Genomic DNA, 13,839 nt, shown 5'->3' on the forward strand with positions numbered 1-13,839 from the left:
CGAAGCCATCCACACAGCGTTGACGAGCGAAAATTCCCTGGGAGCCGTCATCACCGGCAGCCGGGGGGTGGGAAAATCCTCCCTCGCCCGCGCAGCCGTGGCCGACCTTGGCCCGGACGTCTGGTCGTTGCAGCTCCGCAACGGGCCCGCCGGATCCACCACCCCCTATGGGTGCCTTTCCTTCCTGCTGGCCAGGCTTCCGCAGGCTACATGGGGTCGCCCACAGCCATCCTCCGCGGCATCACCTCGCTCATCCGCAGCGACGCGGCAGGCAGGCCCTGCATCATCACCCTCGACACCGCCGGCAGCATCGATGACATGAGCGCCGGCGTGCTGTTGAACGTGCTCCTGACCGGTACCGCCAAAATCATTGCTGTGGCACCGGGCATCAGCGACCTTCCGGCCGACTTCCACTGGCTGCTCACGGACCACCGGCTGACCGAGGTGCGGCTCAGCAACCTCAACGAGCTGCAGACCCGCCAGGTCCTGCTGTCCCTGCTGGGCCACCGGGTATCGGCCTCCCTGGTCAACACCTACCACCGCATGGTGGGCGGCAACCCGCTCCTGCTCAAGGCCCTGGTCACTGAGCAGCAGCTGTCCGGAAACCTGGTGCTGTCCGATTCCGTCTGGACCCTCCGCGACAAGGTGGTGCTCGACGGCGCCGCCAGCCTCGATGACATCGTCCGGTCCCGCTGGTCACGGGAAACCCCGGAAACCCGGGAAGTCATCGAGATGCTCTCCTGCGCACGGCGCGTGGAACTGTCCCGGCTTACCTCCATCTACAGTGCCGACGTGGTGGCCGACATGGAAGACGGCGGCCTGCTCGGGATTGACGACTCCGACCACCGCTGGGTATCGCTGCGCGAAAAGTACATTGGCGACGTCGTACGGACCTGGCTGAGCATCGCCCGGCGCCGGGAACTGCGCAGCGTCCTGCTTGGCGGCCAGGAACCCGACCCCGTTGGAATGACGGTCGAGGAGCTGATGGCCTTCGCCGCCTGGACCCATGAATGCGAGGCTGAGCTGAGCCCGGCCTTCGCCCTCGCGGCCGCGGAAGCGGCGGTCCAGCTGTTCGACCCCAAGTTCGCCCTCACCTACGCCGACATGCTGAAGAGGACCGACCCCCAGTGGGTTCCCGCACAGCGGCAGAAAGCTGCCGCTTACCTTCAGCTGGACATGCCGGTCCAGGCCCTGTCAGCCCTCGATGAGATCACCCGGCCGGAAATCGATGCGCTGGACGACGCCGAGGAATACGCCCACCTGGTGGCTGCGAAGGCCCGGGTGATGATGCGGCTTCCGAACCAGGCAGGCAAGGTGCCCGCCCTCCTTGCGGAGGCAAGGGAACGCCTCGCCTCCGCTGGAAGGGGTGCATCCTGGCCTGAACCGGGCGCCGCGGCGCTCAACCGCGTTGCCCTGGCGGAGTTCGAATACCGGGCGTTTGCCGGCGATTACGCGGCGTTGATTCCCGCGCTCGAGTCCGCCGCGGACCCGGCATCGAATCCCGACACCGAATACCGCATGAATGCCGCCATCATCCTGATGACGGCACTGGCACTGACCGGGCGGGAGATGGATGCCCTGAGCCTGATGCGGCAGCTCGGCGGGCAGATCAGCGATGCCTCCCACGTTGTGGGCCTCCGCGAGCGCTACAACCGTGAGGCCTACCTGGTGCTGCTGATGGCAGGCCAGTGGCGGCGGTGCATCGACCTCCTGGGCACGCACAACGCCGAGGAACCATCCCGGCTGCCGTTCGGCAGCGCCGCAGCAGAACTCGCCGCCGGAATCGCCTATGTCTATTCCGGCCGTGGTGCCGCCGCCCTCGATCCCCTGATGTCCGCCGCAGCCCAACTGGAACTGCAGCCGGTGCAGACCGCACTCCGGTTCGCATACTCGGCCACAGCCCTTGCCCACGCACAGATCGGCAACGTGGTCCAGGCCAGGAAATACCTCGCCAAACTCCAACGGGTCTCCGGCACATCAGGTTTCGCCACCGACAGCCTCATCGATTTCTGTGCCCTTGTGGCGGGGCGCTGGCTGAACGACCCCGACGCCGTCAGCAAGCTCAAGCAATCGGCCCGCCGGAACATGGATGCAGGGCGGTACACGATTGCAGGGGTGGAGCTCCTCGCGGCCACAGTGAACGGGAGCGATGCCGACTTCCGGCTTCTGGAGGAGATTGCAGACCACCGGCAGGGACCCCTTGCAGAGGTGTCCCGACTGATAGCGCTGGGCAGCCGCACCAGGGACGCCAAGGTACTCCTCGCCGGCGGAGAGCTCGCCGCCACCCTGGAACTGGACGCCGTCGAGGCCCGGTGCATGGCCCTCGCCGTGGACTTCGCACGGCAGGACGGGGACTCAATGTCCGCCCGGACCGCCCAGGCCCGCCTGGACATCCTGGCCGCCACAGTGACCAACCTGCCGATCGTGCCCAGCAGCGGCAGCCCGCTGCTCACCAGCAGGGAGCGCCAGATTGCGCGACTGGCCGGCCGGGGTGCGTCGAACCGCGACATTGCCCTGGAAATGGGCGTGTCAGTCCGGACTGTTGAGGGGCACCTCTACCAGGTGTTCACCAAGCTCGGCGTAACTTCCAGGGGTGATCTGACTGGACTCGTCTAATGGACACAAGCCCGGCGCCGCGCACCGGTCACTTACGGGCCGCCGCGAGCCGCTGGACAGGATCTGCAACATTGTCCGGAACCGCACCAGCCAGGCCGTCTTCGTCATGGCCGGGCCGGGCATCGGCAAGTCGTCGCTGACGGAGACGGTGGCAGAGCGGTTCGCGGGGGAGTTGAACATCCTGCAGGTCCATGGCAGTTCGGCGCTCGCCGCCGTGCCATTTGGCGTGCTGACCCCCTACACCACCGACCTGACCGCCGAGGAATCAGTTTCGCCCGTGGCGGTCCTGCGGTCCATGTGGACGTATTTCGAGAAGCTGAAAGCCGGGAACGGCAACCCGGTCCTGCTGCTGGTGGACGATGCCCACCATCTGGATGAGGCCTCCGCCGGCGTTCTGGCGGACCTGATTTCGGCCGGCTGGGCCACCGTGGTGGCGGCGGCGAGGCCGCGGCCCGGACTCCCGCAGCCGCTCGACCAGTTGTGGTACGACGGCCTTGCCGAGCGCGTTGACCTGCGGCCACTGAACCGGGAACAGATCGAGGAGGTCCTGGAACACCTCCTGTCGGGAACGGTCCCGGCGGCCACCATAGACGCCGCCTGGAGCGCATCCGGCGGCAACCCCCGCCTGCTGGACGCGCTGCTCCACGACGCCGCCGAAGCAGGGATCCTGTCCAAGCGCAACGGCATCTGGGTCCTGCTGGGCTCACTGCCCTCTGATGGTGCCCGGCTGACGGCGGTGGTGGCCAAGGACCACCTCCGGCGGCGGCCCGAAGAACAGGAAGCACTCAAACTCATCGCCCTCGCCGGGCCGGTCGGCAGGAAAGTCATCGAGGACATCTGCGGGGCGCCGGTGGTCCGCTCCCTGCTGGACCAGCAGATGGTGGTGGAAACATCCGGCGTTCCGGCTGAACTTTCCCTCTGGAACGGCCTCTTCGCCGAGGCCATCAGGAACACCATCTCCGTCTCGCGCAGCCTCCAGCTGCAGGAAAAAATCCGTGCCCACCAGGACGGCACCCTACTCCGGGGCGAAGGCCGGCTGCGCTCGGTGGAATGGGCTTTGGAGTGCGGACTCCGCGTGCCTGACGCCGACCTGCTTGAATCCGCCGTCGAGGCGCTGTCCCGGTACCGCAACCCCAGCGCGCGAAGCATCGCGGCCCGGTGCATGCCCCGGACCTCCTGCCGCTGGCCCAGGCGGTCCAGGCCCGCGCCCTGTACAACGAGGGGGCCTATGCTGATGCGGCCGCCCTGCTCGACGAATGCTGGCTTCCGCTCACTGACCTTCCCCAGGGCCCGGCAGTCCTGCTGCTGCGGGTATCGGCGCACCAGGCGGCCGGTCACCAGCTGACTGCCATCGCGGAGGACGTGCGGGAACAGGCAGGTTCATCGGGGGAGGGGATCCGGGGCCTGGCAGGAGGATATCCTCCAGCTGCTGAAGGCAGGGTCAGAAGTGGACCACCGTGCGCTGGCAGCGGCCGTGGAGACCATCAGGCACCGTCCGTTGGATGACGGCCACCAGCCAGTGGCGGCCGTTGCTGAAGCGCTGCTGGCCCATGCCCTCACCGCCGCCGGCCGCCCTGCCGATGGCCTGGATGCCGCGCTCCTGGCCGCATCCGAGCTGCCGCCCCTGGACGGCAGCCTGTTCTTCTTCCCCGAGTTTGTGCTGGGCCGGCTGGTCGCCAGTTACCTGGCCATGGGCGAATGGGAATCGGCGGAACGCGAGCTGAACAGCTATGCCGCCCACCACGCCGCCGGTGCTGGAACGTTTGACGGCGGCCTGCAGTTGCTCAGGGGCTACTCGCTGCTGCGTCAGGGCAGGATGGAGCGCGCCTACCAGTTGCTGCTGCCGGCCGTGGAAGCGCTGAGGCTCAATGACCCGCTCCACCTGTTCCGCTTTGGATCTTCCCTTGGTTTCTACGTCGCGGCGCGGCTGGGGGATGCAGCCCAGGCCAAGCGCCTGGAACAGGACTACAAGGATGCTGTTGCCGGCGGTCCGCAGCACGACCTCTTGGCCGGCGCCTATGCCGCCGCGGCGGGCGAATACCTGGCCCACGACGGCAAGGGCCTCGCCTCGCTGCACACCATGATGACTGCCGCGGAAGCCGCCGGGCGGACCGGACACCTGCTCGAGCTGTTGGCCGTGTGCTGGGACCTGGGGGATCCCTCGGTGATCCCCATGGTGAAGGACACCGCAGGCGCCGTGCAGGGACGCTGGGCTGCTGCGATGCTGACCCTGGCCACCAGCTGGGAAGCTGCCGACGGCGATGCCCTGATGGCAACCGCGGCATCACTGGAGGAATCCGGCTTCGTCAACCTCGCCCGTGAGGCGTACGCCCGTGCCAGCACAGTCCTGGAGCAGGCCGGGGAACGCCGCCGGTCCCGGCAGGCGGTGGCCCAGCGGGAGAAATGCGACCACGAACTCGGGGAACGGTTCCGCGAGGGACGCTTCATCGCCGCGGCCCCCGCCGTGCACCTTACCCGCCGGGAACAGGACATCGTGGAGCTGGCCGTCCAGGGCCTCACCGACCGTGAGATCGCCCAGCGCCTCATGGTGTCGGTCCGGACGGTGGAAGGACACCTGTACCGGACCTACGTCAAGCTGGGCGTGCGCAGCAGGGACGAACTGGAGTCCGCGCTGCCCAAGTAGCAGCCGCCTCAGGGCGATTGGAACCGCAAAAGCTGCCTCCCGCCGTCGTGCCCTTGCCTGACTGCCGCACGTCGAAACCTGCGCGCCCTGGATGGAGGCGGGCGAATGGCGCGCGATCCGGCAGCCCCTGTCCCGCGCGGCAGCCCAAGTAGTGCCTTCCGGAGGAAAACGAGTACACCCTACTCGTGTATAGACGGGTGCCGCAGGATTTACTTAAGGAGGCAAAGGAGCGGCGGGAAGGAAGCCGCAGAGATTGCCGCAGGACATCAAGGCCTCTTTCGACTTCCGGCCCCAAGGGACCGGGCCGAGACGGGGCCGGCGACGTCAGAGTCTTCTGAGACCGAGACTCTCCCCCCAGCCGTCGCCGGCCCTCCGCTCCGCGGGCTGAAGCCCGGAGCGGCTGTGGCGGCTGCCCCCCTCGGGCGGCCGCCACAGCCGTGCTGTGGGACAATTGAGTGTCATCCGTTGGCATCTCAAGGAGTTCGTTTTGGCCCTAGTATCAACGCCAGCCACACTGGAGCAGGCCCTGCCGGTGATGGATAACGCCGAAGTGATGCGCATCCGGAACGACTTTCCGGTCCTCCACCAGCTCGTCAACGGACGTCCCCTGGTCTACCTGGACTCGGGCGCCACCTCGCAAAATCCCGTGAGCGTCATGGAAGCCGAGCAGGAATTCTATGAGCAGCGGAACGCCGCGGTTCACCGGGGCGCCCACCACCTTGCCGTGGAGGCCACGGAGGCCTTCGAGGACGCCCGGCAGACCGTAGCTGATTTTGTTGGTGCCGACTACTCCGAGACCATCTGGACCTCCAACGCCACCGAAGGCCTCAACCTCATCTCCTATGCGCTGTCCAACGCCGGGCTCTGGGCTTCGCAGGGCCGCGGCGATGCCGGGCTCAGGGACCTCGCGCTGGCTCCCGGGGACGAGATCGTGGTCACCGAGATGGAGCACCACGCCAACCTCATACCGTGGCAGGAACTTGCCTTCCGTACCGGCGCAACGCTCCGCTACATCCCCATCGATGATGCCGGAAGCCTCAGGATGGACCAGGCGGCGCAGATCATTGGCAGCCGCACCAGGCTTCTGGCCTTCACCCACGCCTCCAACGTCCTCGGGACCATCAATCCGGTCCGCGAACTCGTGGCCCTTGCCCGGTCGGCCGGCGCACTGGTGGTGTTGGACGCGTGCCAGTCGGCACCCCACCTTCCGCTGGACGTCAAGGACCTGGACGTGGACTTCGCCGTGTTCTCGGGCCACAAGATGCTGGCCCCCACGGGCATCGGCGTCCTGTACGGCAAGCAGGAACTGCTCGACATCCTGCCGCCCTTCCTCACCGGCGGCTCCATGATCACCACCGTGACCATGGAGCGCGCCGAATACCTGCCGGCACCCCAGCGTTTCGAAGCCGGTACACAGCGCATCTCACAGGCCGTTGCCCTGGCCGCCGCCGCCAACTACCTCACGGAAACCGGGCTGGACCGGATCCACCGCTGGGAAGCCGAACTCGGTGCACGGATGGTCGCGGGACTCGAATCGCTCCCCGGCATCAGGGTCCTGGGGCCTGACGCCGGAAAGGAGCGGATCGGCCTGGCGGCGTTCGACGTCGAGGGCGTCCATGCCCATGACGTGGGGCAGTTCCTGGACTCCCGCGGAATCGCGGTGCGGGTGGGCCACCACTGCGCCCAGCCGCTGCACCGCAGGCTGGGCCTGACAGCCACCACCCGGGCAAGCACCTACCTGTACAACACCACGGATGACGTGGACCAGTTCCTGGATGCCGTGTCCGGCGTGCGGGCCTACTTCGGCGCCTAGCCTGACGATGGAAGGTAACCCATGAGCCTTGACCAGCTGTACCAGCAGATCATCCTTGACCATTCCAAGGCCCGGCACGGCAGCGGCCTGGCCGCGACCGAAGCCCCCGAAGGGGCATCCACCGGGCAGTCCCACCAGCTCAACCCGGTGTGCGGGGACGAAGTGACCCTGCGCCTTGCGGTGGAGGACGGACGGATCGCCCAGGTCTCCTGGGACGGGGCCGGCTGCTCCATCTCGATGGCATCGGCGTCGGTGCTCACCGACCTGGCGGAGGGCATGACCGTGGCGGAGCTGCACGAAGTCATCGACAGCTTCCGGGAAGTCCTGCGCTCGCGGGGAAAGATCCATGCCGATCCGGAGCTGCTCGGGGACGCCGCCGCGTTCGAGGGTGTGGCCCGCTACGCTGCCCGGGTGAAATGCGCCATGATCTCCTGGGTGGCCGCCGAGGATGCCTTGAACCAGGCAGCCTGACCGCCAGCCCACCAACGCGAAAAGGCTCTCCTCCCGCCGGGAGGAGAGCCTTTTGCGCGTTCGAGGTCAGGCGAACAGCCCCATGATGCCGATGAGTGCCGTTGCCGCACCGAGCACCATGGATACGCTCACCAGCACCACGTGGACGGTAAGGAACTTGGTTGCCTTTCCATCAGCGTCCCGGGCCCGGGGGTCCTTCATGACCCGGCGCAGGAACTGCGGCCAGACCACCAGGGACCAGACGCCGGCCACGATCAGGACCAGGGCCGCGAAAACCGGCAGTTCCACCGGATCAGTGGCTTTCCAGCCAGGCCTGCGCCTGCTGCGCCTGCAGGTTCAGCGCCTTGGCCACCATGGGCTCGGCAGCGTCGGCGATCTTGCCGCCCAGGAACGGCACGGAGGACTTGACCTCGCCCTCGAGCTCAACGCGGGTTCCGCTGGCCTCGGCCACCAGGCGCTGGACGGCGGTGACGTCCACGGGTGCGCCGGCGATCTTCAGGGAAATGTTGCTCTGGCGGGAACCGTCTGCCGCGGGGGCGTTCCAGCTTTCCACCTGGGTCACCTTCAGGTGCTCGCCCACGAACTTGCGGGCAATCTCGGGCAGGCGGGTGGTGGGGAGGGTGCGCACCGAGGTGGCGCTGAAGGCGCCGGCAACGTCACCGTCCACGGTGAAGGATTCCAGGTTTCCGCCCACCAGCTGGCTGACGTGGCGCTGGAAGTCCTCGTTCACCAGGACAGCTGCGACGCTGTCGACGGAGTGCGGAAGGGAAGTGGTTGCGCTCAGGGCCATGGGTCCTCCTGGGACATTGGGGAACGGATTTAACTCAAGACATCCTACGGGGTCCCGGCCGGCCGCTCCGCATCGATGAGCTTTTGTGCCGCCCCGGTGATGTTCCGGGCCATCGCCGGGAAGATCAGGCTGTGGAACGGCAGGACCGCCAGCCAGTAGAGCCGGCCACTGAGGCCCTTGGGGAAGAAGATGGCCCGCTGGCGGTACAGGCTGCCGGAGCCGTCGGGCTCCACGGACAGCTCCAGCCATGCCCGGCCGGGTGCCCGCATCTCGGCCCGCAGCCGGAGCAGCCTGCCGCGTTCGATCCGTTCCACCCGCCACCAGTCCACCACTTCCCCGGCGGCCAGCATCTTGGGGTGCCGACGCCCGCGCAGCAGCCCGGCCCCGCCGGTGAGCTTGTCCAGCCAGCCGCGCACCTGCCAGGCAAGCGGCAGGGAGTACCAGCCGTTCCGGCCGCCGATTCCCTCGATGATGGTCCACACGTGTTCCGGGTCCACATCCCCGTGGAAGGTGCGTTCGTCGATGTAGACCGTGTGGCCGGACCAGTCGGGGTCGCTTGGCAGGGGATCGGACGCCACGCCGGCATTGGCCCAGGTGGTTTCCACCTGCCCGTCCCGTTCCTTGCCCAGTGCCAGCGCGACGGCGGTCCGGTAGGGGGTCAAGCCGCCGTCGGGCTGGGGGATGTACCGGTCGATGTCATGCTCGCTGGACACGGCGTCGTGCTGCAGGGACTGGACCAGGGGGAACGCCATGGACAGCGGGATGGGGGTGGTGAGCGCCACCCACATTCCCGCGAGCTTGGGGGCCGGGACCGGCAGGGCCAGCACCACCCGGTGGGGCAGGCCGGCCTCGGCGGCGTATTCCTTCATCATCGCGGCGTACGTGAGCACCTGGCGGCAGCCGATATCAAAGCTCCGGTTGATGGGCCCGTCCAGGGATGCCGCGGCCACCAGATAGTACAGAACGTCCCGCACGGCGATCGCTTCGATGCGGTTCCGGACCCAGCTGGGCGCCGGCATCAGGGGCAGCGTCTCGGACAGGTGCCGGATCATCTCGAAGGACGCCGAACCGGAGCCGATCACCACGCCGGCCTGGAAGACGATGGCGTCCACCTGGCCGTCAAGGAACACCTGGCCCACTGCCTCCCTGGACCGCATGTGGGTGGACAGTTCCACACCCTGCGGATGCAGTCCGCCAAGGTACACGATCCTGCCCACCCCGGCATCGGCCGCCGCCAGGGCCGCGATGCCGGCCATTGCCTTCTCCTTGGCTTCGAAACCCGCCCCGGCAGCCATGGAGTGCACCAGGTAGTAGAAGACCTCGACTCCGTCCAGCGCCTTGCGCAGCGCGTCGCCGTCGTCCAGGCTGCTTTCCACCACCTCCACCTTGTCCCGCCACGGCACGCCGGCAATCTTGTCCGGGGAGCGGACCAGTACCTTGACGGTGTGGCCGGCCTCGAGGAGTCGGGGCACCAGCCGGCCGCCGATGTAGCCGGTGGCTCCCGTCACCAGGACTGTCTTGGGGATCTGCGCTGCATTGGTTCCGGTCATGCTGGCTCCTGTTCGTCCTCAGCGGTTCGGAGCGGCAGCCTGTCCGGACGGCCGCGCCCGTAAATCAGTGGCCCTGCTGAATCAGCGGCCCCTGTTAATCAGCGGCCCCCCTGCCAGCCTAAGCGCAGGGGCCGCTTCCGGGACTGCCGGGGGCCGGAATGTCGCCGGTGCGCGGTAGGCTGGAGGTTACCCGGGATTCGCAGCGAATTTCGGGTTTTCGCGTTGCCTGCGATCCCCTTGAACACCACAGGAGCTTCCGCCATGAGCCTTCCCGGCCCGTCCGCCGCCGGCACATCAACTGCAGGCCCGTCGCTTGATGGCCTGCGGCGCGTCCTCGCCGAGGACCAGACCTTCTCGCGCGTCCGGGCGGAAGCAGCCAGGGGATTCAGCGTCCGCGGCCAGGACTACCAGATCAGCGCACCCGCCGGGCTGCGTCCGGTGCTGCTCGCCGAGATGGCCGACGGCCTCGCAGCCGCCGGGGGAGCAGAGTCCGACGGCGGCGGGCCGGGCGTAGTACTCGCCGTCACCGCCACGGGCCGGGAAGCGGAGGACCTTGCAGCGGCGCTGCGCGCCTACCTGCCCGCGGATGCCGTGGCCGAGTTCCCCAGCTGGGAGACGCTGCCGCACGAGCGCCTCTCGCCGCGTTCGGACACGGTGGGACGGCGGCTGGCCGTCCTGCGCCGGCTGGCCCATCCGGAGACTTCGGCGGCGGGCCGGCTCCGGGTGGTGGTGGCACCCGTCCGGGCCGTGGTCCAGCCCGTGGTGGCCGGACTGGGTGACCTGGTGCCGGTCACGTTGAAGGTGGGCCAGGACATCCCGTTCACGGATGTGGTGCGGAGCCTCGCCGATGCCGCCTACGCCCGCGTGGACATGGTGACGCACCGGGGCGAGTTCGCCGTCCGCGGCGGCATCATCGACGTTTTCCCGCCCACCGAGGACCACCCCATCCGCGTGGAGTTCTTTGGCGATGAGGTGGACCAGATGCGCTGGTTCGCCGTGGCCGACCAGCGCTCGCTGTCAGCCCCCGGAATCCACCATCCACCGAGCTGCATGCGCCGCCCTGCCGGGAAATCCTCATCACCCCGTCGGTGATGTCCCGCGCCGCGACGCTCAAGTCACAGCTCCCGGCCGCTGCAGACATGCTTGAGAAGATCGCCGGCGGCATCGCCGTGGAGGGCATGGAATCCCTGGCTCCGGTGCTGGTGGATGCCATGGTCCCGTTTGTGGACCAGCTTCCTGCCGACTCCATCGCCGTTGTGATCGAGCCCGAGAAGGTCCGCACCCGCGCCCACGACCTCGCGGCGACCAACGAGGAATTCCTGGAGGCTGCCTGGTCCACAGCGTCCGACGGCGGGACGGCGCCTTTGGACCTCAGCTCCCAGGCGTCGGCGGCGCTGCACTCGGCCAGCTTCCGCTCGCTCGGCGAGACCCGCGCGTCCTCGCTGGAGCACGGCGTGTCGTGGTGGTCCATCACCTCGCTGGCCCAGGACGCGGAACTGCTCCCGGAGATCGACGTCCTGAACCTGCACGCACGGGAGCCCCGCGGCTACCAGGGCGACGTCGCGGAGATGATGGACTTCATCGGCTCGCACGTGCGCGACCAGTGGCGGATCGTCGTGGCCACGGAAGGCCCGGGGCCCGCCCAGCGGCTCGCGGAACTGTTCCACGACGCCGATATCCCCTGTGCCCGGGTGGACAGCCTGGACCACGAGCCCCAGCCGGGGATCATCGAGGTGACCACCGCCGCCGTCGGACGCGGTTTCGTCCTGGACGGCCTGAAGCTGGGGCTGCTCACGGAAGCCGACCTGCTGGGCCGGACCTCCGCAGCCTCCACCAAGGACATGCGGCGGATGCCGTCCAAGCGGCGCAACGCCGTCGACCCCCTGCAGCTGGTGGCGGGGGACCATGTGGTCCACGAACAGCACGGCATCGGCCGGTTCGTCGAGCTCATCCAGCGCAAGGTGGCCGGCGGTGCCGACGGCGTGCGCGAATACCTGGTCCTGGAGTACGCGCCGTCCAAGCGGGGCGCGCCGGGGGACCGCCTGTTCGTGCCAACTGACCAGCTGGACCAGGTGACCCGCTACGTGGGCGGAGACACGCCGGTCCTGAGCAAGATGGGCGGCGCGGACTGGGCGAGCACCAAGTCCAAGGCCCGGAAGGCCGTCAAGGAGATCGCCGGGGAGCTGATCCGGCTGTACTCGGCACGGATGGCCTCGCGCGGCCACGCCTTCGGCCCCGACACCCCCTGGCAGCGGGAACTGGAGGAAGCCTTCCCGTACGTGGAGACGCCGGACCAGCTGACCACCATCAACGAGGTCAAGGCGGACATGGAGCGGGAGATCCCGATGGACCGCCTGGTGTCCGGGGACGTGGGCTACGGCAAGACCGAGATCGCCGTGCGCGCAGCCTTCAAGGCGGTGCAGGACGGCAAGCAGGTGGCTGTGCTGGTGCCCACCACGCTCCTGGCCCAGCAGCACTACGAAACCTTTACCGAACGGTTCTCCGGCTTCCCGCTGCGCGTGAAGCCGCTGTCCCGCTTCCAGAGTTCCAAGGAAGCCAAGGAGACGGCGGAAGGTGTCAAGAACGGCGCGGTGGACGTGGTGATCGGCACGCACCGGTTGCTGTCCAAGGACTTCGAGTTCAAGGACCTGGGGCTGGTGATCGTGGACGAGGAGCAGCGGTTCGGCGTCGAGCACAAGGAAGCGCTGAAGAAGATGCGCACCAACGTGGACGTGCTGGCCATGAGCGCCACCCCGATTCCCCGGACACTGGAGATGTCCCTCACCGGAATCCGCGAGACCTCCACGCTGGCCACCCCGCCGGAGGAGCGCCACCCCGTGCTGACCTACGTGGGCCCGTACACGGACAAGCAGACCTCCGCCGCGATCCGGCGGGAGCTGATGCGCGAAGGCCAGGTGTTCCTGGTCCACAACCGGGTGTCCACCATTGAACGGACTGCGGCGAAGATCCGCGAGCTGGTTCCGGAAGCCCGGGTGGAGGTGGCGCACGGCAAGATGTCCGAGAGCCGCCTGGAGCAGATCATTGTGGACTTCTGGGAGCGGCGCTTCGACGTCCTGGTGTGCACCACCATCATCGAGACCGGCCTGGACATCTCCAACGCGAACACCCTGATCGTGGACGGCGCGGACAAGTACGGCCTGTCCCAGCTCCACCAGCTTCGCGGCCGCGTGGGCCGCGGCCGGGAACGTGCCTATGCCTATTTCCTGTACCCGTCCGAGAAGCCGCTGGGGGAGGTGGCGCTGGAACGCCTCAAGGCCGTGGCGGCGCACAACGAGCTCGGCGCGGGCATGCAGCTGGCCATGAAGGACCTGGAAATCCGCGGTGCGGGCAACCTGCTGGGCGGCGAACAATCCGGCCACATCCAGGGTGTCGGGTTCGACCTCTACATCCGGCTGGTGGGCGAAGCGGTGGCCGACTTCCGCGGCGAGGCCGAGGAGAAGGCGGCTGAGATGAAGATCGAGCTGCCTGTCAACGCCCACCTTCCGCACGACTACGTTCCCGGCGAACGGCTGCGCCTCGAGGCCTACCGCAAGCTGGCGGCAGCGCAGACCCACGAGGCGATCGACGAGGTCCTCGCCGAGCTGGTGGACCGCTACGGTGAGCTGCCGCTGCCGGCGCAGAACCTGGTGGCCGTGGCCCGGTTCCGGGTGGGCGCCCGCGAGGCAGGACTGTCCGACGTGGCGCTGCAGGGCAACTTCATCAGGTTCTCGCCCGCCCAGCTGCCGGAGTCCAAGGTCATGCGCCTGAACCGGATGTACCCGGGATCGCAGGCCAAGCCGGCACTGGACGCGGTGCTGATTCCCAAACCCAAGACCGCACGGATCGGCGGCCGCGACCTGCAGGACGCGGAAATCCTGGAATGGGCCGACGGCGTCATCCGCAACATCTTCTCCGACCAGCCGGTCACCGTCGCGCAGACGGGGGCCTGACGGAT

The 13,839-nt window shown here is 68.2% G+C and carries 8 protein-coding genes and 1 pseudogene; 6 read left to right on the top strand and 3 right to left on the bottom strand.

Going from position 1 to position 13,839, the window contains the following annotated elements; translation table 11 throughout:
- The first annotated feature begins 210 nt into the window (after positions 1-210).
- From G205_RS00340 to sufU, 5 genes are all read left to right on the top strand, one after another.
- Entirely contained in the window at positions 211-2,616 is a 2,406-nt protein-coding gene (locus tag G205_RS00340) for a helix-turn-helix transcriptional regulator (RefSeq protein ID WP_338058348.1), read from the top strand.
- Positions 2,603-3,961 carry an AAA family ATPase gene (locus tag G205_RS22290; RefSeq protein ID WP_338058351.1) on the top strand — a complete coding sequence of 453 codons (1,359 nt, stop codon included), beginning with the start codon at positions 2,603-2,605 and terminating at the stop codon, positions 3,959-3,961. Before G205_RS00340 ends, G205_RS22290 begins: the two co-directional genes overlap by 14 nt.
- Positions 3,962-4,063: 102 nt before the next feature.
- The gene (locus tag G205_RS22295; protein ID WP_235046724.1) at positions 4,064-5,260 is read left to right on the top strand and encodes a helix-turn-helix transcriptional regulator; all 1,197 of its coding nucleotides are present in this window, start codon (positions 4,064-4,066) and stop codon (positions 5,258-5,260) included.
- A 487-nt stretch (positions 5,261-5,747) separates the two neighbouring features.
- Complete coding sequence (locus tag G205_RS00350) at positions 5,748-7,073, top strand: SufS family cysteine desulfurase (protein WP_009356265.1); 1,326 nt, start codon at positions 5,748-5,750, stop codon at positions 7,071-7,073.
- Between the two features lie 21 nt (positions 7,074-7,094).
- Complete coding sequence (gene sufU, locus G205_RS00355; RefSeq protein ID WP_009356266.1) at positions 7,095-7,544, top strand: Fe-S cluster assembly sulfur transfer protein SufU; 450 nt, start codon at positions 7,095-7,097, stop codon at positions 7,542-7,544.
- A gap of 66 nt (positions 7,545-7,610) precedes the next feature.
- Here sufU and G205_RS00360 read toward each other — a convergent pair whose 3' ends face one another.
- The 3 genes from G205_RS00360 to G205_RS00370 are packed head-to-tail and all read right to left on the bottom strand — an operon-like array spanning position 7,611 to position 9,884.
- Complete coding sequence (locus tag G205_RS00360) at positions 7,611-7,832, bottom strand: SCO4848 family membrane protein (RefSeq protein ID WP_009356267.1); 222 nt, start codon at positions 7,830-7,832, stop codon at positions 7,611-7,613.
- A gap of 4 nt (positions 7,833-7,836) precedes the next feature.
- Positions 7,837-8,334, bottom strand: a complete 498-nt coding sequence (locus tag G205_RS00365) for a DUF2505 domain-containing protein (RefSeq protein ID WP_009356268.1) — start codon at positions 8,332-8,334, stop codon at positions 7,837-7,839.
- A 44-nt stretch (positions 8,335-8,378) separates the two neighbouring features.
- Positions 8,379-9,884: an SDR family oxidoreductase gene (locus G205_RS00370; RefSeq protein ID WP_009356269.1), complete on the bottom strand. Its 1,506-nt coding sequence runs from the start codon at positions 9,882-9,884 to the stop codon at positions 8,379-8,381.
- Positions 9,885-10,145: 261 nt separating this feature from the next.
- Between G205_RS00370 and mfd the strand changes: the two are divergent.
- Positions 10,146-13,834: pseudogene (mfd, locus tag G205_RS00375) on the top strand (transcription-repair coupling factor).
- The last annotated feature ends 5 nt before the right edge of the window (positions 13,835-13,839 follow it).

Source organism: Arthrobacter nitrophenolicus, from assembly GCF_000332815.1.
In the GTDB taxonomy this organism is placed as follows: domain Bacteria; phylum Actinomycetota; class Actinomycetes; order Actinomycetales; family Micrococcaceae; genus Arthrobacter; species Arthrobacter nitrophenolicus.

Bases quoted from the DNA above. Each gene is read 5' to 3' on its own strand.
- sufU (WP_009356266.1), top strand. From the start codon at position 7,095: ATGAGCCTTGACCAGCTGTACCAGCAGATCATCCTTGACCATTCCAAG.
- G205_RS00365 (WP_009356268.1), bottom strand. From the start codon at position 8,334: ATGGCCCTGAGCGCAACCACTTCCCTTCCGCACTCCGTCGACAGCGTC.
- G205_RS00370 (WP_009356269.1), bottom strand. From the start codon at position 9,884: ATGACCGGAACCAATGCAGCGCAGATCCCCAAGACAGTCCTGGTGACG.
- G205_RS00340 (WP_338058348.1), top strand. From the start codon at position 211: ATGGGGTCGCCCACAGCCATCCTCCGCGGCATCACCTCGCTCATCCGC.